The organism is Methylobacterium sp. 4-46 (assembly GCF_000019365.1).
Classification (GTDB): Bacteria; Pseudomonadota; Alphaproteobacteria; order Rhizobiales; family Beijerinckiaceae; genus Methylobacterium.
Map to the genome: position 1 here is coordinate 5930804 of NC_010511.1, position 22807 is coordinate 5953610.

Here is a 22807-nt window from a genome sequence, read left to right on the forward strand (position 1 = left end):
GGTTCACTGCCCCCGCCGCGCCTGGGCGGCGAAGCGCACGGCCTCCTCGGCGGCCCGGAACTGGGCCTTCGCCTTGTTGACGCATTCCTGCTGCTCGGAGGCCGGATCGGAATCGTGCACGATCCCGGCGCCCGCCTGGACGTGCATGCGGCCGTCCTTCACCACGGCCGTGCGCAGGACGATGCAGGTGTCCATCTGCCCGTCCGCGCCGAAATAGCCGATGCAGCCCGCGTAGGGACCGCGCTTCTCGCGCTCCAGCTCGTCGATGATCTGCATCGCCCGCACCTTCGGGGCGCCCGAGACGGTGCCGGCCGGGAAACCCGCCACCAGGGCGCCGAGCGCGTCGTGGCGCGGGTCGAGCCGGCCCTCCACGTTCGAGACGATGTGCATCACCTGGCTGTAATATTCCAGGAAGAACGACTCGGTGACCGACACGCTGCCGATCTCGGCCACCCGCCCGACGTCGTTGCGGCCGAGATCGAGGAGCATCAGGTGCTCGGCCCGCTCCTTGGGGTCGGCCAGGAGGTCCTCGGCGAGCGCCCGATCCTCCTCGGGCGTGGCGCCGCGGCGGCGGGTGCCGGCGATCGGGCGGATCGTGACCTTGCCGTCGCGCACCCGCACCAGGATCTCGGGCGAGGAGCAGACGATCTGGAAGGCGCCGAAATCGAGGTAGCACAGGAAGGGGGCCGGGTTCACCCGGCGCAGCGCGCGGTAGAGCGCGAAGGCCGGCAGCGCGAAGGGCGCCTCGAAGCGCTGCGAGAGCACGACCTGGAAGATGTCCCCGGCCGCGATGTACTCCTTGGCCCGCGCCACCATGGCGTGGAACGCCTCCGGCGCGGTGTTCGAGACCGGGGAGGGGGCCGGGATCTCGGCCGGGTTGGCGCGGGCCTCGACGGGGAGCGGCCCTTCGAGCGCCTCGGCGACCGCCTCCAGCCGGGCGAGGGCGGCCTCGCAGGCGGCGCGGGGCGCGACGCCCGCCGCGGGGCGGACCGGGGTGACCACCGCGATCTCGTCGCGCACGGCGTCGAACACCACCATCACGGTCGGGCGGACCAGGATGGCGTCCGGCACGCCGATCGGGTCGGGCTTCGGCGGGGCGAGCCGCTCCATCTCCCGCACCATGTCGTAGCCGAGATAGCCGAACAGGCCCGCGGCCATCGGCGGCAGGGCGGGGTCCCGCGGCAGGGCGGACTCGGCGATGAGGGCGCGCAGGCTCTCGAGCGGCGGGCGGTCGTCGGGGACGAAGCGGTCGAGGGCGGGCGCGTCGGCCCGCTCGGCCCGGCCGCCGCCGCAGCGCCAGACGAGGTCGGGGTCGAGGCCGATCATCGAGTAGCGCCCGCGCACGGCGCCGCCCTCGACGGATTCGAGCAGGAAGGCCGCGCCCTCGCGCCCCGCCCTCAGCTTGAGGAAGGCCGCGACCGGGGTCTCCAGGTCGCCGACGAGCGTGGCGCGCAGGAGCACGGGCGTGCCGGCCGCGAGGGCGGCTTGCGCGGCGTCGAGCGGGGGCGTGACGAGCATGGGTCGAGCCGGGGAAGGGGCTGAGGGCGCCGGGCCCTGCGCCGGAGGTTCGGGGCCTGAGCCCGCGGGATCAGTATTCTCCGCCGATCGCGCGCCGGAACGCGGCCTCGTTCACCGAGACGCCGGCCTGCCTCTGGGCGTCGGCGATGTACTCGGCGAGGACGTCGTCGGCCAGCGCCTGGCGGTACTGCTGCTCGACGCCGCCCTGCGGCCCCGACGGGAGCGGCGGCACGGTGGCGGAGGTGACCTTGAAGGCGGCCCTGACCTTGTCCCCGGCGCTGGCCGAGCCGGTCTTGCCGACCGCGGTCGCGAAGATGCGCCCGACGCTCTCCGGGGTGAGGCCGTCCTTGGCCCGGCCGCGGGCGAGGTCGCTCGCATGCCGCGCCTCCACCCCGTAGGCGGCGGCCACGGCCTCGATCGTCTCGCCCTTGTCGAGCCGCTCGGCCGCCTCGCGGGCCTTGGCGGCGAGGCGCTTCTCGACCTCATCGGCCTTCCACTGGGCGGCGACCTGGTCGCGCACCTCGTCGAGGGGGCGGTCATGGGCGGGGTCGATCCGGGTGACGTCGTACCAGAGATAGCCCCCGGCGCGGGTGCGCAGGGCCTCGCTGTCGGCGCCCATCTCGGAGCGGAAGATCGCGGGCAGCACGGCGTCCTTGTCGGGCAGGCCCTCGACGGGCTGGCCCTTCGGGTCGCGCCCCTGCGCGTCCGTCGCCGGGACGGTGACCAGGGGCAGGTCGCGCTCGCGGGCGATCTCGGTCAGGGGCTTGGCCCCGGCCCGCTGGTCCTCGATGGCGTCGTGCACCTTCTCCAGGCCGTCCCGGGCGCGCTCGCGGGCGATCTCGGTGCGGATCTGGTCGGCCACCTCCTCGAAGGGCTTGATGCTGCCGGGCTCGATCGCGGTCACGCGCAGCAGCACGGTGCCGAAGCGCCCCTTGACCGGCTCGCTCACCGTGCCCTGCGGCAGGGCGAAGGCGGCGTCGGCCACGGCCGGGTCGAACAGCTCCGCGCGGGTGAAGGTGCCGAGATCGAGGCTCTTGGGGTCGAGGCCGCGCTCGCCCGCGATCGACTCGAAGGGCGCCTCGCCGTCGCGGATGCGCTTGAGCGCCGCGGCGGCGTCCGCCTCGTTGGGGAAGACGATCTGCTGGATCGTGCGCTTCTCCGGCGTGCCGTAGCGGCCCCTGTCGGCGTCGTAGCGGGCGCGCGCCTCCTCCGCCGTCACGGCATCGGGCTTGGCGAGGGTGGTCGGGTCGAGGACCAGGATGGTCACGCCCCGGATCTCCGGGGCCCGGAAGCCGCCCTTGTGCTCCTCGTAATAGGTCCTCGCCTCCTCCTCGGTGGGCGCCGGGATCTCGCCCGCCGCGCTCTCGGGCAGCAGGATGAAGGCGGCGGAGCGCCGCTCGGTGGTGTAGCGGTGGATCGCGTCGCGCACCGCGAGCGGCACCGTCAGGTCGGCGGTGAGCGATTCGGCGAGCTGGAGGCGGGCCGCGACGGCGCGCTGCTCCTGCACGAAGGCCGCCTCGCTGAGGCCGGCCTGCCGCAGGGTGTCGTTGAAGACGCCGATGTCGAAGGCGCCGTTCGCCCCCTTGAAGGCCGGCTCCTCCTTGATGAGGCGGATCACCGCGTCGTCGCCGACGCGCAGCCCGAGCTCGCGGGTCTTCTGGTCGAGGGTCGCCTCGGTGACGAGGGCGCTCAGCACCTCGCGGTCGAGGCCGAGCGCCCGGGCCTGGTCCGGGGTGATCGGCCGGCGGGCCTGCCGGGCGAGGCGCTGGATCTGGTTCTGGTAGGCGCTGCGCACGGCCTCGGCCGAGATCTTGGTGCTCCCCACCGTGGCGACCGCGGCGGTGCCGCCGCCCCGGAAGATGTCGCCGATGCCGAAGATCGCGAGGCCCGCAATCAGGAGGCCGAACACGACCGTGATGACGATCTTGCCGAGCCAGCTCTCGCTGGCGGCGCGGAACCCCTGAAGCATCGACGTCCTCGACGAGCCGGCGGCCGCTTGCGCGCGGGCGCCTCTTATCCGAAGGGCACGCGATAGCCGATCCGCGCCACGGCGGAAAGGCCGGGCGCCGTCGCGGTTTGCGCACGCTGAGGGTGTCTGTTACCGGCTACGCACGGGATCGGAGGGACGGCATGGCAGGCGAGCGACCGCGTCCGCTTGTGGCGGGGAACTGGAAGATGAACGGCACCCGGGCCTCGCGCGCGGTCCTGGAGGCGGTGATCGCCGGGCTGTCGCCGGCGCTGGCCTCGCGCGCCGACGTGCTGGTCTGCCCGCCCGCGACGCTGATCGGCGCCTTCGCGGAGGCGGCGGCGGGCTCGCCCGTGCGGATCGGCGGCCAGGACGTGCACGCGGCGGCGAGCGGCGCCCATACGGGCTGCATCTCGGCCGAGATGCTGGCGGATCTCGGCGCCAGCCACGTGATCGTGGGCCATTCGGAGCGGCGCGCCGACCAGCACGAGACGGATGCCGAGGTGCGCGCCAAGGCGCTCGGCGCCCACCGGGCGGGGCTCGTGGCGATCATCTGCGTCGGCGAGACCCGGGCGGAGCGCGAGGCCGGCCGCACCCTCGAGGTGGTGCGCGGCCAGCTCGCCGGCTCGCTGCCGGAGGGCGCGCGGGCCGCCGACACGGTGATCGCCTACGAGCCGGTCTGGGCGATCGGCACCGGGCTCACGCCCACCCCTGCCGACGTGGCGCAGGTGCACGGGCTGATCCGCCGCGACCTCACGGAGCGGCTCGGGGCCGAGGGGCAGGGGCTGCGCATCCTCTACGGCGGCTCGGTGAAGCCGTCGAACGCCGCCGAGCTGATGGCGGTGCCGAACGTCGACGGAGCGCTGGTGGGCGGCGCCAGCCTCAAGGCGGAGGATTTCCTGGGGATCGCGGCGGCCTACGCCTGAGCGGGACGGGTCGGCGCCGCGGCAGGGCATCCCGCCCCACGACACCGCGCCGCGCTTGGCCTGCCGGGCGTTCTCGTGTACGGACCCCCCGAATTCGAGGCCCGGGCGCCCTGGCGGCGCGCCGGCCATAGGCACGTTGGCGCTCCCTCGGCGGTGCCGCCCCTGGAAACCCGATGCAGACCGTCCTGATCGTCGTCCACCTGATCATCGTGCTCGCGCTGATCGCCGTCGTGCTGCTGCAGCGCTCCGAGGGCGGTCTCGGCCTCGGCGGCGGGGGCAGCGGCACGCAGGGGTTCCTCACCGGCCGCGGCCAGGCCAACGCGCTCACCCGCGCCACCGCGATCCTGGCGGCCCTGTTCTTCACCACCAGCATGGTGCTGGCGATCCTGTCGCACCGCACCGCCGCGCCGCGCTCGATCTTCGAGGGCGCCGGCCAGACCCGCGCCCCGGCGGGGCAGCCGGCGGCCCCGCCCTCGGGCAACCTCCTCGACCAGCTGCGCCAGCAGCAGGGCGACGCGCCCGCGGCCCCGGCCGCCCCGGCGCCCGCCGCGCCCGCGGCCCCGGCCGCGCCCGCCGCCCCGGCGGCGCCCCAGTCGCGCTGAGCCGGACGGAGTCCCCGCTTCGCCGAGACGAGCGGCGGGCCCCGCGCCCGCCCCGATCCCGCACGTGGATCCGGCCGGCCCCGCCGCCCGGATCCGGTCCCGTTTGAGCCCCGGCGGTTGGCGTTTCGGCCCCGCCGTTGTATGGAGCAGGCCCCATGACGCGGTTCGTCTTCATCACCGGCGGCGTGGTGTCCTCCCTCGGCAAGGGCCTCGCTTCGGCGGCCCTCGCGGCCCTCCTGCAGGAGCGCGGCTACAAGGTCCGCCTGCGCAAGCTCGACCCCTACCTCAACGTCGATCCGGGCACGATGAGCCCGACCCAGCACGGCGAGGTCTTCGTCACCGACGACGGCGCCGAGACCGACCTCGACCTCGGCCATTACGAGCGCTTCACCGGCGTGCCGGCGACCCGGGCCGACAACATCACCACCGGCCGCATCTACCTCGACATCATCACCAAGGAGCGGCGCGGCGACTATCTCGGCGCCACGATCCAGGTGATCCCGCACGTCACCAACGCCATCAAGGAATTCGTCCTCGACGGGAACGAGGCCTACGATTTCGTGCTGGTGGAGATCGGCGGCACGGTCGGCGACATCGAGGGCCTGCCGTTCTTCGAGGCGATCCGCCAGCTCGGCCAGGAGCTGCCGCGCGGCCAGTGCGCCTACATCCACCTGACCCTGCTGCCCTACATTCCCTCGGCGGGCGAGCTGAAGACCAAGCCGACCCAGCACTCGGTGGCGGAGCTGCGCTCGATCGGCATCCAGCCCGACATCCTGCTCTGCCGCTGCGACCGGCCGATCCCGCGCGAGGAGCGCCGCAAGCTCGCCCAGTTCTGCAACGTGCGCGAATCGGCGGTGATCGAGGCCCGGGACGTCGAGTCGATCTACGACGTGCCGCTCTCCTACGGCGAGGAGGGGCTCGACCGCGAGGTGCTGGCCCTGTTCGGCATCGAGGCCGCGAACGCGCCCAAGCTCGCGCGCTGGCGCACCATCTCGGAGCGGGTGAAGAACCCCGAGGGCGAGGTCTCGATCGCCATCGTGGGCAAGTACACGGGCCTCAAGGACGCCTACAAGTCGCTGATCGAGGCGCTCACCCACGGCGGCATCGCCAACCGGGTCAAGGTCAACCTGGAATGGATCGAGGCCGAGATCTTCGAGCGGGAGGATCCGGCGCCGTTCCTGGAGGGACTGAACGGCATCCTGGTGCCGGGCGGCTTCGGCCAGCGCGGCGCCGAGGGCAAGATCCGCGCGGCCCGCTACGCCCGCGAGAAGAAGATCCCGTATTTCGGCATCTGCTTCGGCATGCAGATGGCGGTCGTCGAGGCGGCGCGCTCCCTCGCCGGGATCGAGGCGGCGAACTCGACCGAGTTCGGCCCGACCCCCGAGCCGGTGGTGGGCCTGCTCACCGAGTGGATGCGCGGCAACGAGCTGGAGAAGCGCGCGGCCGAGGGCGATCTCGGCGGCACGATGCGGCTCGGCGCCTACACGGCGGCGCTCGCCCCGGATTCGCGCATCGCGCGGATCTACGGCGACACGGTCATCCAGGAGCGCCACCGCCACCGCTACGAGGTCAACATGGCCTATCGCGAGCGGCTGGAGGCGAAGGGGATGCGCTTCTCCGGCACCTCGCCGGACGGGCTCCTGCCGGAGACCGTCGAGGTCGAGGGCCATCCCTGGTTCATCGGGGTGCAGTTCCACCCGGAGCTGAAGTCGCGGCCCTTCGAACCGCACCCGCTGTTCAAGTCCTTCATCGAGGCGGCGGTGGTGCAGAGCCGGCTGGTCTGATCCGGGATCCGGTCGATCCAAGCGGATCCCGGATCACGCGCCCGCGCGGCGCCTGAGCGAAAGCCCACATCCGCCGTCCCGAAGGGATCAAGCGGATGTGGCAAGAGGCCGCCGGCCGGTGTACCCAGTATCCCCGAGGTCGCAGGCGGCCGAGGGGAGCCGGGATGCTGGCGTCGATTTCCGGGCTGGGGGCCTTCCTGGCCTACGCGGCTGTGGCCGCCGGGCTGGTGGCGGCCTACCTCGTCGTCTACATGCTGGCGACGGCGCATGACGAGCTGGCGCTGATCCGCGCCGGGGTGACGGCGGCGGCGATCGCGCTCGGCGGCAGCCTCGTGGCCTTCACGCTGCCGCTCGCGGTCGCGATCTACAACGCGCAGGGCCTGCTCGACTGCGCGGTCTGGGGCCTCGTCGCGCTCATCGTGCAGATGGCGGTCTACTGGGTGGTCCGGCTCGTCCTGCCGGGCCTGTCGCGCCAGATCGCGGCGGGCGAGACCGCGCCCGCGACCTTCCTCGCCGCGGCCTCGCTCGCGGCGGGCATCGTCAACGCCGCCGCGATGACCTACTGAGATGCCGGACCTCAAGCGCTCCCAGGTCGTCTCGCTGGCCCTGCTGCTGGGCGCCGGCGCCACCGCCTACGGGCTCGCCCGCCGCGACCCGTCGCAGCGGGAGGAGGACACCCTCGTCTACCGGGACGTCGCGACCTGCCTGGGCCAGGGCCTGCGCAGCCGGGACGATTGCGAGGCCGCCGACCGCGAGGCCCGCGCCCTCTACCCGCGCGTGGCGCCCCGCTACGACACGAACGCGGCCTGCGAGGCGCATCACGGCTGCGGCGGCTGCACGGCCGGGGGCTTCGTGGCGACCGAGGCCGCGGGCCACTTCATCCCGCTGCTCTCGGGCTTCATGATCGGCCGCACGGCCGAGCAGGCCATCCCGGTCCAGCCCCTCTTCCGCCACGAGACGCGGCCCTGCGGCGGGGGCGGGGGCTTCGCGGGCAGCTACTGCACCAGCAGCGGCGGGCGGATCTGGACCTCGGGCAGCGGGTCGAGCAGCGCGCGGGTCTCCTCCGCGGTCGCCCGCACCGCCGCGACGACGCCCCGGGTGGTGGCGAGCGGGGGATTCGGCGGCACCGGCCGCGCGGTGGCCGGGGGGCACGGGGGAGGATCCGGCGGGGGAGGGGCCTGATGCGCCGCCTCGACCTCGGCGAGCGGCCGGATTGGCGCGACAGGGCCGCGGCGGCGGGCTTCGCCTTCCACACCTTCGCGGACGAGCCCTACTGGGACGAGAGCCACGCCTACGCCTTCACCCTCGACCAGATCGAGCGCGACATCGAGGCGCCGAGCGCGGAGCTCCACGCGCTCTGCCTCGACTTCGTCGCCCGCGCGGTCGCGGACGAGGCAATCCTCGCCTCCCTGGGCCTGCCCGAAGCGGCCTTCGACGCGGTGCGCGAGAGCTGGCGGCGGGGCGACCCCTCCCTCTACGGCCGCCTCGACCTCGCCTATGACGGCACCGGCCCGGCGAAGCTCCTGGAATACAACGCCGACACGCCGACCGCCCTCTACGAGACGGGCGTCTTCCAGTGGCTGTGGCTGGAGGATCTGCTGGCGCGGGGCCTGCTGCCGCCCGGCAGCGATCAATTCAACGCGGTCCACGAGCGGCTGATCGCCCGCTTCTCGGCGATCGGGGGGCCGGTCGCCTTCACCTGCATGCCCGACGCGCCCGAGGACCGCGGCACCGTCGCCTACCTGCAGGATTGCGCCCATCAGGCGGGGCTCGCCACCCGCTTCGTGCCCCTCGCCTCGGTGTCGCTGCGCGAGGACGGCGCCTTCTCGGACGGGCTCGGCGAGGCGCTCGGCACCCTGTTCAAGCTCTATCCCTGGGAATGGGCCTTCCGGGACGCCTTCGGGGCGGCGCTGCCGGGCACGCCGACCCGCTTCCTGGAGCCGCCCTGGAAGGCCGTGCTCTCGACGAAGGGCCTGCTGCCCCATCTCTGGCGCCTCGCGCCCGGCCACCCGAACCTGCTCCCGTGCTACTTCGAGGACGATCCCGCCAAGGCGTCCCTCGGCCGGACTTTCGTGAAGAAGCCGATCCTGTCGCGGGAGGGGGCGAACGTGCTGATGGTGCGCGACGGCGCCGTGCTGGCCCGCGAGGAGGGACCCTACGGGGCGGAGGGCCACGTCCGCCAGGCGCTGGTCGACCTGCCGGCCTTCGCGGGCGAGCGGGTGCTCGCCGGGAGCTGGATCATCGGCGAGGCGCCGTCGGGCCTGTGCCTGCGCGCGAGCCGCGACCTCATCACCGGCAACCGGGCGCGCTTCGTGCCGCACGTGATCGCGCCCTGACCCCGCCACGCCCGCACCCTATCTTGCCGGCGTGACCGAGATTCTCTTCTACCACATGCAGCGCCAGCCCCTCGAATCGGTGCTGCCGAACCTCCTGGAGAAATCCCTGGAGCGGCGCTGGCGCGTCGTCGTGCAGGCGGCGAGCGAGGAGCGGCTGGCCGCCCTCGACGACCACCTCTGGACCTTCTCGGAGGAGAGCTTCCTGCCCCACGGCACCGACCGCGAACCCGACGCCGGCACGCAGCCCGTCGTGCTCACCCTGCGCGACGCGAACCCGAACGGCGCCACGATCCGCTTCCTGGTCGAGGGCGCCGCCCTGCCCGCCGATGCGGGACGCTACGAGCGCATCTGCGTCCTGTTCGACGGCAGCGACCAGGAGGCGCTGCTCCTGGCCCGCGAGCAGTGGCGCGCCGCCAAGGAGGCCGGGCACAGCGTCGCCTACTGGCAGCAGGACGAGACCGGCCGCTGGCAGAAGAAGGCCTGATCCGGGATCCGCTCGATCGAAGCGGATCCCGGATCCCGCGCCCGCCCGGCGCGTGAGCGAAGCCCCGATCCGCCATCCCGAGGGGGTCTATCGGATCGGGTATGAGGACCGCCCCGGAGGACACCCGATGATCCGCATCCTGATGCTGCTCGCCGCGCTCGCCGCGGCAGCGCCCGGCCCCTCGCTCGCGCAGCAGCCGCGGCCGCAGGACCCGCGCGCGCAGGAATCGCGCGCGCCCGAGTCCCGCCCGTCCGAGTCCCGCCCGTCCGAGTCCCGCCCGCCCGAGGGGCGCAGGCTGCCCCCCGACGCGGTGACGCAGCACAGCCTCGCCCTCTCGGACGGGCGCAGCCTCGCCTTCACGGCCACGGCCGGCAGCCTCGCCCTCGTCGACGAGGCCGGCAAGCTCCAGGCCGAGATCGCCTTCACGGCCTTCACCCTGCCGGAGCGCCCGCGGGCGACGCGGCCCGTCACCTTCGCGCTCAACGGCGGTCCCGGCGCGGCCTCCGCCTATCTCAATCTCGGGGCGGTCGGCCCCTGGCGCCTGCCCCTCGACGGGCCGAGCATCAGCCCCTCGGCGGCGCCGGTGCCGCTGCCCAACGACGAGACCTGGCTCGACTTCACCGACCTCGTCTTCCTCGATCCGGTCGGCACCGGCTACAGCCGGGCGGCCGGGGACGACGCCAAGCGCTACTTCTCGGTCGATGCGGACGCCTCGGTCCTCGCCGCGGCGATCGCCCGCTGGCTGCGCACCAACGACCGCCTGACCTCGCCGAAATTCTACCTCGGGGAGAGCTACGGCGGCTTCCGCGGCCCGCTCATCGCCCGCAAGCTCCAGGACGACGTCGGGGTCGGCCTCTCGGGCCTCGTTCTGCTCTCGCCCGTGCTCGATTTCGGCTGGCTTCAGCCGCCGCGGCACAATCCCCTCGGCGACGTCACCCGGCTGCCCTCCCTGGCCGCCGCCGCCATCGAGCGCCGCGGCGGCAGCCCGGACCCGGGGGCGCTGGCGGAGGCCGAATCCTACGCCACCGGCGAGTACCTGAGCGACCTACTGCGCGGGCCGCGGGACGGCGCGGCGCGCGACCGGCTCGCCCGCCGGGTCGCGGCGCTCACCGGGCTCGACCCGGACCTGGTGCGGCGGCAGGCCGGGCGGATCTCGACCGGCAGCTACCAGCGCGAGAGCGGCCGGGCGGAGGGGCGCGTCGCCAGCGCCTACGACACCGGCGTCACCGGCTGGGACCCGGAGCCGAACGCGGCCCATGCGGGCTTCGAGGACCCGCTCCTCTCCGCCATGCAGGCGCCCCTCTCGAGCGCGATCGTCGACCTCACCGCCCGCACCCTGAACTGGCGGGTGACGAATCTGCGCTACGAGCTGCTCAGCACCGGCGTGAACCGCCAGTGGAACTGGGGCTCCGGCCGCACCCCGCCGGAGGTGGTGAGCGACCTCAGGCAGGCCCTCGCCCTCGACGGGTCGCTGCGGGTGCTGGTCGCGCACGGCTACACGGACCTCGTCACGCCCTACTTCGCCTCGCGGCTCATCCTCGACCAGATCCCCGCCTACGGTCCGGGCCAACGGCTCAGCTTGGCGGTTTTCCCGGGCGGCCACATGTTCTATTCCCGCCAGGCCTCGCGGGCGGCGCTCCGGGGCGAGGCGCTGCGCCTCTACGAGGCGGCGCTGGCGGCGCGGCAGGGAAGCGGCGAGGGACGATGACGAGGATCCGGGGACGAAGCCGCCGGGGACGGGGCCGGGCGCTGGCCGCGATCGGCGCGGCCCTGCTCTCTGGCTGCGGCGGCAACCCCGACCGGGCGGCCCCCGCGGCGGCGATCGCGCCGCCCGCCCCGCCCGCCTATGCGGGGCCGGTGCTGGCTCCGGACGGCACCTGCACGGGACCGGTGCCGGCGGGCGCCGCCGCGATCGCGCCGGGCATCGGCGAGTGCGAGCTGGTCCGGCTCAAGGGCGCGCCCCCGACCGACGTGCTCGTCGGCGAGAGCGGGCGGGGCCAGCGCGAGGTGCAGGTGCTCTACGCGGAGCCCGGCGGAAAGGAGCTGTATTTCTTCGTCAACAACCGGCTCGACCGAATCGTCAAGTGAGGAAGCGCACCGCGCCGGCCTGCGGCGCGGGCTCCGGTCGCCCCGCCGGCCCGGGCGGGGCCGGACGCGGCGACGCGAGAGGGCGAGGACTGGACCGGCATGGCGCGCGACCCGAACGCAATCGACTTCTGGCGCGGCCTCGCCCTGATCACCATCTTCATCAACCACATCCCCGGCAACGTCTTCGAGAGCTTCACCTACTCGCAGTACGGGACCTCGGACGCGGCCGAGCTGTTCGTGTTCCTTGCGGGCTGGTCGATCGGGATCGCGATCCGGGGCCGCAGCGGCGCGCTGGAGCCGGCCGGCCGCACGCTGCTGCGCCTGCTCTCGCGCATGGTCGAGGTCTACCGGGCGCAGATCGTCATCACGGCCCTCGCCCTCGCCATGCTGGCGGCGGCGGCCCTCCTCCTCGACAACCCGCTCCTGCTCGAGTGGCACAATGCCGGGCCGGTCTTCACCGACCCGGTCCAGACCACCCTCGGCTGGGTCACCCTCCTGCACCAGCTCGGGTTCTTCAACATCCTGCCGCTCTACGTGGTGCTGCTCGGGCTCGCGCCGCTCTTCGTGCTCGCGGCGCGGCTGAGCCGGCCGCTGGCGCTCGCCGCCTCCCTCGCCCTCTACCTCGCGGCGCTGGTCTGGGAGATCAACCTGCCGTCCTGGCCGGGGGAGGGGCACTGGTTCTTCAACCCCCTGTGCTGGCAGCTGCTGCTGGTGCTCGGCTTCCTGGCCCACGAGTGGCGGCGCGAATCGGAGAGCTTCCAGGTCTGGCGCCGCCGCCTGCGCCCGCTCGGGATCGCGGTCGTGGTGATCGGGGCGGTGCTGGCGTGGTTCCACATCCGGCCCGACCCGCTCCTCGTGCCCGAGCCGCGGCTCCTCTTCACCTTCGACAAGTCCTACCAGCCGCCGGCCCGACTCATCCACTTCATCGGCGTGCTGCTGACCTTCCAGGGCGCATTCGAGTGGATCTACGCCCGGCTCCCCTGGCTCGGGCGCCAGCTCGCCGCCCTGGGCCGCAACTCCCTCGCGGTGTTCTCGGTCGGGTCGATCTGCAGCCTCGCGGCGCAACTCGTCAGGTTCTGGACCGGAGGCGGTTTCGCCGTCGATGTTCTTGTCGTAGGATCGGGGCTGTTTGTACTCGCGTTCACTGCATGGTTCGTGGAATGGCGCTCGCGCTCCCCTCGGTCGCCCGCATCGGCCTGACCTGCTGGTTCGGGCTCGTCGGGCTCGGCACGGCCGCCGCCCAGGCCCAGCAGCCCCCGCGGCCGGGATCGGCCGCGACCGTGGTGGCGCCCGGCCCCGACGTGCCGGACCCGAGCCTGTCGCCCGAGTGCCGGGTCCCCGGCTCCAAGCTCTACACCCTGGCCAAGCTCCGGGCCGTCAAGAAGGCCCTGCGGGAGCAGCGGGCGATCCACGTCCTCTCGCTCGGCTCGACCTCGGGCGGGCTCGGGGCCGTCACCTACCCGGTGAAGCTCGAATCGGCCCTGGAGCAATCCCTGCCGGACGTGACCGTCGACGTGGACAGCCGCGGCCTGCCGGGCGAGATCACCTACGGCGCCACCGAGCGGGTGCGCAACATCGTGGCGGAGATCGAGCCCGACCTCGTGGTCTGGCAGGTCGGCAGCAACGACGCGCTCGCCCGGGTCGACGTCGAGGCCTTCGCGTCCTCCCTGGCGGACACGATCGACTGGATCAAGTCGCACGACATCGACGTCGTGCTGGTGGATCCGCAATACACCGCGAGCTTGGCGCAGGACGACTACTACAACAGCTTCGTGCGCGCGATCCAGCGCGTGGCCGCCGAGAAGCAGGTGCCGCTCGTCCTGCGCTTCGAGGCGATGCGCTACCTCGCGCTGCACGCCAAGGGCGACGGGCTGCTCGGCAGCGGCTTCCGGCTCGCGGATCTCGGCCAGCGCTGCATGGCCGAGCACGTCACCCGGGCGATCACCGTCTCGCTGCTCCAGCCCGACGTGACCGGGACCACGCCCCCGCCCGCGGCCTCGGTCGCCGCCGGCAAGCCGAGCCCCTGAGCCGGGCGGCCCCGGGGCGCCGCCCGGGCTACTCCGCCGCCTCGAGCGCCGAGATCGCCGGCACCGGCACGCCGATGTCGCGCAGGAGCTGCGCGTCCGCGTCCGCGTCGGTATTGGCGGTGGTGAGCAGGCGCTCGCCGTAGAAGATCGAGTTCGCGCCCGCCAGGAAGCAGAGCACCTGCGCCTCCCGGGACAGCGCCCGGCGCCCGGCGCTGAGCCGCACCCGGGCGCGGGGCATCACGATGCGGGCGGTCGCGCACATCCGCACCATCTCGAAGGGATCGACCGGCGGGCGCTCGCCGAGCGGCGTCCCCGGCACCGCCGCGAGCGCGTTGATCGGCACGCTCTCCGGGTGCGGCGCGTGGTTGGCGAGCACCTGCAGCATCGCCACCCGGTCGGTCACGCCCTCGCCCATCCCGATGATGCCGCCGCAGCAGACGCCGATCCCGGCATCCCGCACCGCCTGGAGCGTCGCGAGCCGGTCCTCGTAGCTGCGGGTCGAGACGATCTTGTCGTAGTAGTCCGGGCCGGTATCGAGGTTGTGGTTGTAGGCGGTGAGCCCCGCCTCGGCGAGGCGCTCGGCCTGGGAGGGCGTCAGCATGCCGAGGGTGACGCAGGCCTCCATCCCGAGGCCGCGCACGCCCCGCACCATGGCGAGCACCGCGTCGAAATCCGGGCCGTCCTTCGGGCTGCGCCACGCCGCGCCCATGCAGAAGCGGGTGGCGCCCGCCGCCTTGGCCGCCGCGGCCTCGCGCAGCACGGCCTCGACCGGCATCAGGCGCTGGCGGGCGACGCCGGTCTCCTTGTGGTGGGCCGATTGCGAGCAGTAGCCGCAATCCTCCGGGCAGCCGCCGGTCTTGATCGAGAGCAGGCTCGCCCGCTGGATGTCCGAAGGGTCGTGATGCGCCCGGTGGACGAGGGAGGCCCGGTGCACGAGGTCGAGGAGCGGCATGTCGTGGATCGCCTGCACCTGCGCGACGGTCCAGTCGTGCCGGATGGCGGGGTCGGAGCGCTCGGTCGTCGTCATCGGGTCCCTCGCGTCGCGGGAGAAGCGGCCGCAGCCGCCGCACCCGGCCGCGCCTCCCCCGTCACTGATGTCTCGCGCGCCCCGTCGCCGCACCGGCATCCCCTTCGGGGAGCGTTCTCGCCCCGCATACCCCGATCCGCCGCGCTTGTCACAACCTCCATGGGGCGGAGCCGTTGTCAGCGCGCGGGCGCGGGCCCATCGTCGCCGCATGACGCTCCCGGTGCCCCTCTCCGCCGTCCGGTCCTTCGAGGCCGCCGCGCGGCGCCGCTCCTTCAAGGCCGCGGCGGCTGAACTGAACCTGACGGCGAGCGCGGTCAGCCACGCGATCCGCAAGATGGAGGAGGCGCTCGGCGTCGCGCTGTTCGAGCGGGCGGGGCAGGGGGTCTCGCTGACGCCGGCGGGCGAGGCCCTGCTGGAGCATGTCGGCCGCGCCTTCGAGGAACTGCACCGGGGCCTCGACCTCGTGGCGACGAGGGGGCCGCAGCTCCTGCGCCTGCACTGCGCCCCGAGCTTCGCCGCGCAGTGGCTGACGCCGCGCCTCGCCCGCTTCCTCGCCGACCATCCGGGCTTCGAGGTGCGCCTCGCCGCGGGCATGGACTACGCCCGCTTCACCACCGACGAGTTCGACGCCGACATCGTCTACGGCCCCCCGCGCGGGGAGGGGCTGGTGGTCGTCCCCCTCTGCACCGAGACGGTGATGCCCCTCTGCGACCCCGTCCGGGCGGCCCGCATCCGCGAGCCCGCCGACCTCCTCGGCGAGGTGCTGATCCAAAGCGACAACAAGCTCGTGCGCTGGCCGTTCTGGTTCGCCCGCAACGACCTGCCGGCGCCGCGGCCCCTCGGCGTGCGCTTCGACCGCAGCTTCCTGGCCATCGCGGCGGCGGCGGACGGGCTCGGCGTCGCCCTCGAATCGACCCTGCTCGCCGAGCGCGAGCTCGCGAGCGGGCGGCTCGTCGCCCCGCTCCGGGACCGCGCCCGGGACGTCACCTATGTGGGCCACCACCTCGTCTTCCCGGCCGCCACCCGGCGGCGCGCGCCGCTGCGCACCTTCGCGCGCTGGCTCGCGGCCGAGCTCGGCATCGATCGGGGATTCACCGAACTCGGCTGAGCCGCGCCCGCCCCGCATCCGACGCTGGTGTCGTCACCGCTGCCAGCTGCGCATCCGTCAGGCACCTGTCATCGGCAAATCGTTTCCGTCCCTCATCCAAATGGATGACGCTCCCGTATTTCATTCGAGGGCGGACACGAGGCAACCGCTGCCAATATGGCGCTGCGGCGACTGGACGCTTTACTTCGTTCGATTTCGGTGCCATCCCAATGAGCATTCCCACGGCCGGACCGCACCGTTGCGCGAGGCCGGGGACCGGGCGGGTGAGACGGTCGCCGAGCGCGACCGGAGCGCGGCGGGGACCGCGCCCGCTCACCCGCCGCCGATCCGCAGCCGCGACCACCACCGGTCCGCCCCGTCCCGCGGGGCCGGCCCCCTCCGGGCGGGATCGTGGCGGCGGACCTGATCGAGGGAGGACGCGCGGTGCAGACGCCCATCTTCCACCGTCATCGCGACGGCTCGTCCCACATCTCCCACTGCTACCCGGAGCGCGGCCCGGTGCCGGTTCGGCTCGCCTGGCAGCCGCCCTGCCCGGTCACCCCGGAGGAGCGCCGCGGGCGAACCGTCCTGAGCGTGTCCGGGTCGGCCCTCGCGCTCGCCACCGCCGCCTTCTGGGCCACGATGCTGCTCGCTCCGCCGGTCTCCGAGGCCACCGCCGGGCTCCGGTTCCCGGAGCCCTGCGCGGCGATGGAGCACCACGTGCGGCCCTGGTTCGAGCGCGAGATCGCCCGCCGCGCCCGCGTCGCCGCGGCACCGGGCCAGTCGGACTTCAACGCCCTGCTGCTCGACTATCGGGCCGCGCAGGCGCAGTGCCGGGCGGGGCGGGGCCGGGCGGCGGATCAGGCCATCGCCTCCCTCGACCGGCGCATCGTGGCGCTGTCCGACGCGGCGGTCCTGCCGGAGGACGAGTGATCCGACGCCCGGCCGGCCGGGGGGCGGGCGCTCCGGGAGGGGGCGCGGAGGCCGAGAACGATGCATCCGTCCCCCTCATGCAGGGCGCGCCGCGCAGCGGTCCGGCAACGGCGCCGGATTCCGTCCGTGAACGCGATCGCGCACCGCCTTCGGAACTCTGATCACCAGGGGGGATGTGGCTGCCACGCCTGTCCCGCCCCACGCTCTCGCCTTCGGGACAGAGCCGAGCCGGACGGGGGCGCCGGGCGTCGAGCGATCGTCGCCCTCTCATCCCACATCCGCTTGATCCCTTCGGGATGGCGGATGTGGGCTTCGCTCAGGCGCCGCGCGGGCTGGTGATCCGCTTGATCCCTTCGGGATGGCGGATGTGGGCCTCGCTCAAGCGCCGCGCGCGTGATCCGGGATCCGCCTGGATCGACCGGATCCCGGATCAGGGCAGGATCGACAGGCGCAGGGCCAGCGCGACCAGCTCGGCCTGCCGGCTGGTATTCGTCTTGCTGAAGACGGCGGCGAGCTGGGTGCGCACCGTGTGGACGCTCAGGCCGTGCTGCTCGGCGATCTCGGCCAGCGTGTCGCCGCGCGTGAGCTTCACCGCGAGGCGCGCCTCGGCGGGCGTGAGTCCGAAGATCCGCTCCAGGGCCGCCGTGCTCGGGCGGGTGCTGTCGTCGAGGTCCACCAGGATCAGCACCGAGTGCGGCCCATCCTCCCCGAGCACCGGAACGGGCGTCGCGTGCATGATCAGCGGACGCTGGCCTGGGCGATCAATCAGCACCCAGCTCTCACTTTCAAGTTGCACCCGTGTCTTGCCGCGCGACAGCAGCTGCTTTATGGCGTCGCGCCCGCTGATATCGCAGTCGAAATGCAGTCCGATGACGCTGCGCGTCTCCTGATCCAATATCTTCCGGGCGACCTCATTGACGGCCAGAACCTTACCGCTCGTCGAAATGACGACGCCACCGCAGCATATACGGTCAAGCGCCTTCAGAAGAGGCGTCCCGACTAGCACTTGAGTCCCCCAAGTCTCATCAGGACAACAGCTAGTCGCTTGGCTTGAAAAGTCGACTGACCGCCTGTGCGATTTCGCACCGCCCAGGGCGGGGGTCCGGGCTTCCGCTCAATTGGCAGTTCTGATTGCACCGCCGTCGAGGCAGGATTGGACCCAGTCCCTGGCCGCCTCGAGCGTGTCGAACAGAAGACCTTCCCGGTCGCAAGGTCCGAGACCCATCTGCAGGTACCACCGCATTCCTGCCGGAACCAGCAGGGCGACCAGGGCACGATCGGCCCAGACCAGCTGCGAGTCTTCCGTCGTGCCGCAGGACGCGCTCTTGATTGCTTCAAATATGATGGTGCTGGGCATGGCCGCATCCGTCATGCTGCTGCATCATGGCAAGCCCCAGCCAAAGAACGTTGGAATTCACTCCGATACAGAAAGTTAGTTCGGGTTACGAAACGCTACCATACGCCAAATAGGTTAGGCTCGCGGCCACCGTGGCGTCGGTGCGGCCCCGCGGGCCGGCGCCGCCCGCCGACTCAGAACAGCCGGTACTGCCCGCCCTCGGGCGCGGGCACGGCGAAGAGGTCCGTGCGCAGGGGCGCGCGGCCCTCGCCGTAGCCGAGGCGGCGGGCCGCCCGGCGCACCCGCTCGGCCAGCAGCTCCGCGTAGGGACCGGTGCCGGTGAAGCGCCGGCCGAAGGTCGCGTCGTAGGCCCGCCCGCCCCGCGCCTCGCCGAGGAGCGCGAAGCTCCGCGCCGCCCGTCCCGGGTAATGCGCGGCGAACCAGTCGCGGACGAGGTCGGCGAGTTCGTGCGGCAGCCGCAGGAGCACGCCGGCGCATTCCGTGGCCCCGGCCTCGCGGGCGCGGGCGAGCACCGCCTCGATCTCGTGGTCGTTGAGGGCCGGGATCAGGGGCGCCATCAGCACCGCCACCGGGATGCCGGCCGCCGCGAGCGCCCGGATCGCGGCGAGCCGCTTCCCGGGGCGGGGCGCGCGGGGCTCCATGCGCCGCGCGAGATCGCCGTCGAGCGTCGTCACCGAGACGGCGACCCGGACGAGGCCCCTCGCCGCCATCGCCCGCAGCAGGTCGAGGTCGCGCAGCACGAGGTCGGATTTGGTGACGATCCCGACCGGGTGGTTGAACCGGTCGAGCACCTCCAGCACCGCCCGGGTGATGCGGTGGCGCCGCTCGATCGGCTGGTAGGGATCCGTGGCGGTGCCGAGGGCGATCACGCGCGGGCGGTAGCCCTTGGCCGAGAGCTCCCGCGCGAGCAGGTCGGCCGCGTTCGGCTTGGCGAAGAGCTTCGTCTCGAAGTCGAGCCCCGGCGAGAGCCCCGCATAGGCGTGGTTCGGCCGGGCGAAGCAGTAGACGCAGCCGTGCTCGCAGCCCCGGTAGGGGTTGATCGAGCGGTCGAACCCGATGTCGGGCGAATCGTTGCGGGTGATGATCGTGCGCGCCCGCTCGAGCATCACCTCGGTGCGCAGGGGCGGCAGGTCCTCGTCGGGCTCCCAGCCATCCGCGAAGGCCTCGCGGCGCGCCGGCTCGAAGCGGCCGGTCGGGTTGGCGGTGGCCCCCCGGCCGCGGCGGCGCGCGGCCGCCGGGGTCGACGCGGCGAGGCGCAGCTCCTCCCGCGCGCGCGGGTCGCCCCGATCACCCCCCTCCGTCCCGGCCACGGCCCTCTCCCCGCCCGTTTCCGACCGCTCCCTCTAGAACAAACAGCGAACACGCGCAAATGCCGCGCATCGAGGCAGGACGCCGGACGTCGCGTAGGTTAAGGGCGCGCCATGATCACGGCCGTCATCCACGTCGTCGAATCGGGGCGGCCCGGCGCCATCGAGGCGCTGGCCGACACCCTGTCGGCGCTGGTGGAGGGGGTGGCGGCCGGCGTGGTCGGCGACGCGGTGATCGTGGCGGCCGACGCGGCGGACCACGACCTCGCCCTGGTGGCCGACCGCACCGGCGCCACCCTGGTGGCGCGGGGCGCCGACCCCTGGGCCGCGGCGGCCGCGGTGGCGCGCCGGACCTGGCTGCTCTGCCTGGAGGCGGGCGACCTGCCGGCGGAGGGCTGGATCCGCACCCTCGACCGCTTCACCGGGACGGCGGCGCCCGACCTCCTGGTCGGGCGGATGCGGCGCGCCCACGCGCCGCTACCCCAGCGCCTCGCCGCCCGGATCGAGGCGCTGGCGGGCACCCGGCGGGTGCGGGCCGGGGACGTGGTGCGGCGCGGCGCGCTCGCGGCCGGGCTGCCCTTCGCGGGCCGCAGGCCGGTGCGGCGCCTCGGCGGCGCGCTGGTGCGCGACTAGAGCATTTTCCGACGAAGTGGATGCCGGTTCGTCGCAGAAAATGCGGCAAGATCAAAGATCGAGAGCAGCACCTGATTGCAACGTGATCGGGTGCTGCTCTCGGGGAGGATCGGCTCGCGCCGCCGCCGGGTCCTGCTCCGGGTTCCTGATCGCGACGCGAGGCTCCGGCGCCGGGGCGGAGCGCCGCGGGTCAGCCGGCGCCGCGCCGCAGGTGCTCGTCCAGGCGCGGCATGATCTCGACGAAGTTGCAGGGACGGTGGCGGTAGTCGAGCTGGGCGGCCAGGATGCCGTCCCAGGCGTCCCGGCAGGCCCCGGGCGAGCCCGGCAGCACGAAGATGTAGGTGGCGCCCGCCACCCCCGCGGTCGCCCGCGACTGCAGGGTCGAGGTGCCGATCTTGTCGTAGGAGATGCGGTGGAAGATCGCCGAGAAGCCGTCCATGCGCTTCTCGAACAGGGGCTCCAGGGCCTCGGGCGTCACGTCCCGGCCGGTGAAGCCGGTGCCGCCGGTGGTGATGACCGCGTCCACGGCGGGATCGGCGATCCAGGCCCGCACCTGCGCCCGGATGGCCTCGACCTCGTCCGGCACGATCGCGCGGGCCGCGAGGCCGTGGCCGGCCTCGGTCAGGCGGCCGACCAGGGTGTCGCCCGAGCGGTCCTCGGCGAGGCTGCGGCTGTCCGAGACGGTGAGGACGGCGATCCGCAGCGGGATGAAGGGACGGCCGGTGTCGAGGGCCATGGCGGTGATCCTTGGGGATGATCCGTGTCGCCGACGCGCGCCGGGTCCGGGCGAGGCTCCCGCGCCCTCCCGGCGACCGCGTCCTCAGAGCTGCGCCGCGCGGAACGTGTCGCAGGATTGCGTCTGGCCGCTGCGGAAGCCGGTCTGGAACCAGCGCATGCGCTGGGCCGAGGAGCCGTGCGTGAAGGAATCCGGCACCACGTAGCCCTGGCTCTGCTTCTGCAGGCGGTCGTCGCCGATGGCGTTGGCGGCCGCCATCGCCTCCTCGATGTCGCCCTCCTGCAGGGCGTTGAAGCGCTCGTCCGAGTTCTTGGCCCAGACGCCCGCGAGGCAATCGGCCATCAGCTCGACCCGCACCGAGAGCTGGTTGGCGCTCCGCTCGTCGAGCTGCTGCTGGCGCTTCTGCACCTTCGGCAGGATGCCGAGCACGTCCTGCACGTGGTGGCCGACTTCGTGCGCGATCACGTAGGCGTAGGCGAAGTCGCCCTTGACCCGGAACTTCGTCTCCATCTCCTTGAAGAAGGTGGTGTCGAGATAGACCTTCTTGTCGAGGGGACAGTAGAACGGCCCCATGGCGGCCCGGGCCTGGCCGCAGCCGCTGCGCGTGCCGCCCTGGTAGAGCACCATCGTGGTCGGCGTGTAGGGGCGCCCGGTCTGGTTCGGCAGCACCTCCTTCCAGACATCCTCGGTGTTGCCGAGGATGTTGGCGGCGAAGCGGCCGGTCTGGTCGGTGGGCGCGCCGGTGCGGCGCTGCGCGTCCGAGCGCTGCTCCTGCGGCGCGCGCGGCCGGTTCATCATCTCGGCCCCGCCGATCAGGATCGACGGGTTGATGCCCGTGACCCAGCCGATGATGCACAGGATCACGATGGTGCCGATGCCGAGGCCGCCCGCCCCGCCGCCGGGGAAGCCGAAGCCGCCCCCTCCCTCGCCGCGGCGGTCCTCGACGTTCTCGGAGGTCCGAAAATCTTCCCAGCGCATGATCCGTCACCCGTCGGTTCCGGCAGGACGGCTACGCGGGCCGGCCCCCGGGCTCAAGAGTAATCGACGCCGCCCAACACGGTTCCGCTTAGGCCCGGGCGTCGAGCGCGGCGCGCAGGACCCGGAAGTCGCGCCAGGCGAGGCGCTTCTGCAGGGGCTGGCGCAGCAGGTAGGCCGGGTGCAGCGTCGCGAGCAGCCGGATCTCGCGCCGCTCCGTGCGGTAGGGGAACCAGCGCCCGCGGGACTTGAGGATCCCGTCCTTGGTGGCGGCGAGCGTCTGGGTCGCCACGCCGCCCAGGCAGACCAGGATGTCCGGGTCGGCCAGGGCGATCTGCCGCTCGATGAAGGGCTTGCAGGTGGCGATCTCCTGCGGGGTCGGGTTGCGGTTGCCCGGCGGGCGCCAGGGCACGACGTTGCCCACATAGGCGTTCGTGCGGTCGAGCCCGATCGCCGCCATCATCCGGTCGAGGAGCTGGCCCGAGCGCCCCATGAAGGGCTTGCCGACCCGGTCCTCGTCGGCCCCGGGCGCCTCGCCGACGAACATCACCCGCGCGGTGGGCTCCCCGTCCGCGAAGACGAGGTTCTTGGCCGTGAAGCGCAGCGGGCAGCTCTCGAAGCGGGCGAGCAGCTGCTCCAGCTCCTCCAGGGTGGCGGCCGTGCGGGCGAGCTCCCGGGCGTCCCCGGCCGCCTCCCCGGGCTCGGCCGCGGCCGAGCGGCCGAAGGTGCTGGCCCGGGCGGGCGGGCGCGGCGCGGCGGCCGGCGCCGGGACGGGCTCGGCCGCCGGGCGAGGCTCGGGGGTCGGACGAGACTCGGGGGTCGGACGAGGCTCGGGGGCCGGACGAGACTCGGGCGCCGGGCGAGACTCGGAGGCCGGCCGGCCGCGGGAGGCGCTCTCCGCGAAGCGGTCGTGCGGCGCCTCGTCCAGCGCCGCGTCGACGCCCGCCGCGACGTGGAAATCCAGGTAGGCGAGGAGGTCGCGGTCGTCCGTCATGGGAGAGATGTGGCGAGCCGCCCGCCT

Annotated in this window: 23 protein-coding genes; 14 read left to right on the plus strand and 9 right to left on the minus strand. The window is 73.5% G+C overall.

Features of this window, described 5'->3' with window-relative positions; translation table 11 throughout:
• Positions 1–3: 3 nt before the first annotated feature.
• Positions 4–1518 carry an anthranilate synthase component I gene (gene trpE / locus M446_RS26070; protein ID WP_012335099.1) on the minus strand — a complete coding sequence of 505 codons (1515 nt, stop codon included), beginning with the start codon at positions 1516–1518 and terminating at the stop codon, positions 4–6.
• A gap of 70 nt (positions 1519–1588) precedes the next feature.
• The gene (locus M446_RS26075) at positions 1589–3487 is read right to left on the minus strand and encodes a peptidyl-prolyl cis-trans isomerase (RefSeq protein WP_012335100.1); all 1899 of its coding nucleotides are present in this window, start codon (positions 3485–3487) and stop codon (positions 1589–1591) included.
• 161 nt (positions 3488–3648) lie between these two features.
• On the opposite strand from M446_RS26075, the gene tpiA reads away from it, so the two are divergent.
• From tpiA to M446_RS26130, 11 genes are all read left to right on the plus strand, one after another.
• Positions 3649–4410 carry a triose-phosphate isomerase gene (gene tpiA / locus M446_RS26080; protein ID WP_012335101.1) on the plus strand — a complete coding sequence of 254 codons (762 nt, stop codon included), beginning with the start codon at positions 3649–3651 and terminating at the stop codon, positions 4408–4410.
• Between the two features lie 173 nt (positions 4411–4583).
• Complete coding sequence (gene secG / locus M446_RS26085; protein ID WP_012335102.1) at positions 4584–5012, plus strand: preprotein translocase subunit SecG; 429 nt, start codon at positions 4584–4586, stop codon at positions 5010–5012.
• Between the two features lie 155 nt (positions 5013–5167).
• Positions 5168–6796, plus strand: coding sequence for a CTP synthase (locus M446_RS26090; RefSeq protein ID WP_012335103.1), 1629 nt, complete (start codon positions 5168–5170; stop codon positions 6794–6796).
• 164 nt (positions 6797–6960) lie between these two features.
• Positions 6961–7362 carry a DUF350 domain-containing protein gene (locus tag M446_RS26095; RefSeq protein ID WP_012335104.1) on the plus strand — a complete coding sequence of 134 codons (402 nt, stop codon included), beginning with the start codon at positions 6961–6963 and terminating at the stop codon, positions 7360–7362.
• A 1-nt stretch (position 7363) separates the two neighbouring features.
• A complete protein-coding gene (locus tag M446_RS26100; RefSeq protein WP_012335105.1) occupies positions 7364–7978 on the plus strand; it encodes a DUF1190 domain-containing protein in 615 nt (204 codons plus the stop codon).
• A complete protein-coding gene (locus tag M446_RS26105) occupies positions 7978–9132 on the plus strand; it encodes a glutathionylspermidine synthase family protein (protein ID WP_012335106.1) in 1155 nt (384 codons plus the stop codon). The genes M446_RS26100 and M446_RS26105 overlap by 1 nt, the downstream gene beginning before the upstream one ends.
• A gap of 31 nt (positions 9133–9163) precedes the next feature.
• Positions 9164–9616: a DNA polymerase III subunit chi gene (locus M446_RS26110; protein WP_012335107.1), complete on the plus strand. Its 453-nt coding sequence runs from the start codon at positions 9164–9166 to the stop codon at positions 9614–9616.
• A gap of 127 nt (positions 9617–9743) precedes the next feature.
• Complete coding sequence (locus M446_RS26115; RefSeq protein WP_012335108.1) at positions 9744–11324, plus strand: S10 family peptidase; 1581 nt, start codon at positions 9744–9746, stop codon at positions 11322–11324.
• Positions 11321–11704, plus strand: coding sequence for a hypothetical protein (locus M446_RS26120; protein WP_012335109.1), 384 nt, complete (start codon positions 11321–11323; stop codon positions 11702–11704). The genes M446_RS26115 and M446_RS26120 overlap by 4 nt, the downstream gene beginning before the upstream one ends.
• Before the next feature lie 99 nt (positions 11705–11803).
• Positions 11804–12904, plus strand: coding sequence for an OpgC family protein (locus tag M446_RS26125; RefSeq protein WP_012335110.1), 1101 nt, complete (start codon positions 11804–11806; stop codon positions 12902–12904).
• Positions 12865–13731, plus strand: coding sequence for an SGNH/GDSL hydrolase family protein (locus tag M446_RS26130; RefSeq protein ID WP_012335111.1), 867 nt, complete (start codon positions 12865–12867; stop codon positions 13729–13731). The genes M446_RS26125 and M446_RS26130 overlap by 40 nt, the downstream gene beginning before the upstream one ends.
• A gap of 28 nt (positions 13732–13759) precedes the next feature.
• Here the strand turns inward: M446_RS26130 and bioB are convergent, their stop codons facing one another.
• The gene (bioB, locus tag M446_RS26135; protein WP_012335112.1) at positions 13760–14758 is read right to left on the minus strand and encodes a biotin synthase BioB; all 999 of its coding nucleotides are present in this window, start codon (positions 14756–14758) and stop codon (positions 13760–13762) included.
• Between the two features lie 208 nt (positions 14759–14966).
• Here bioB and M446_RS26140 point away from each other — a divergent pair, with 208 nt between their 5' ends.
• Entirely contained in the window at positions 14967–15866 is a 900-nt protein-coding gene (locus M446_RS26140; protein WP_012335113.1) for a LysR substrate-binding domain-containing protein, read from the plus strand.
• Positions 15867–16289: 423 nt separating this feature from the next.
• Positions 16290–16778 carry a hypothetical protein gene (locus tag M446_RS26145; RefSeq protein WP_236728718.1) on the plus strand — a complete coding sequence of 163 codons (489 nt, stop codon included), beginning with the start codon at positions 16290–16292 and terminating at the stop codon, positions 16776–16778.
• A 430-nt stretch (positions 16779–17208) separates the two neighbouring features.
• Here M446_RS26145 and M446_RS26150 read toward each other — a convergent pair whose 3' ends face one another.
• The 3 genes from M446_RS26150 to M446_RS26160 all read right to left on the minus strand — a co-directional run bounded on the left by M446_RS26150 (position 17209) and on the right by M446_RS26160 (position 19445).
• Positions 17209–17784, minus strand: coding sequence for a helix-turn-helix transcriptional regulator (locus tag M446_RS26150; RefSeq protein ID WP_012335115.1), 576 nt, complete (start codon positions 17782–17784; stop codon positions 17209–17211).
• A gap of 108 nt (positions 17785–17892) precedes the next feature.
• Entirely contained in the window at positions 17893–18135 is a 243-nt protein-coding gene (locus M446_RS26155) for a hypothetical protein (protein WP_265576426.1), read from the minus strand.
• A 173-nt stretch (positions 18136–18308) separates the two neighbouring features.
• Positions 18309–19445 carry a PA0069 family radical SAM protein gene (locus tag M446_RS26160; protein ID WP_012335117.1) on the minus strand — a complete coding sequence of 379 codons (1137 nt, stop codon included), beginning with the start codon at positions 19443–19445 and terminating at the stop codon, positions 18309–18311.
• Between the two features lie 111 nt (positions 19446–19556).
• Between M446_RS26160 and M446_RS26165 the strand changes: the two genes are divergently transcribed.
• Complete coding sequence (locus tag M446_RS26165; protein ID WP_012335118.1) at positions 19557–20075, plus strand: hypothetical protein; 519 nt, start codon at positions 19557–19559, stop codon at positions 20073–20075.
• Between the two features lie 190 nt (positions 20076–20265).
• Here M446_RS26165 and moaB read toward each other — a convergent pair whose 3' ends face one another.
• From moaB to M446_RS26180, 3 genes are all read right to left on the minus strand, one after another.
• Entirely contained in the window at positions 20266–20811 is a 546-nt protein-coding gene (gene moaB, locus M446_RS26170; RefSeq protein WP_012335119.1) for a molybdenum cofactor biosynthesis protein B, read from the minus strand.
• Positions 20812–20895: 84 nt separating this feature from the next.
• Positions 20896–21789: a neutral zinc metallopeptidase gene (locus tag M446_RS26175; RefSeq protein ID WP_012335120.1), complete on the minus strand. Its 894-nt coding sequence runs from the start codon at positions 21787–21789 to the stop codon at positions 20896–20898.
• Between the two features lie 88 nt (positions 21790–21877).
• Positions 21878–22780 (minus strand): uracil-DNA glycosylase, encoded by a 903-nt coding sequence (locus M446_RS26180; protein WP_012335121.1) that lies wholly within the window; start codon positions 22778–22780, stop codon positions 21878–21880.
• Between the last annotated feature and the right edge of the window lie 27 nt (positions 22781–22807).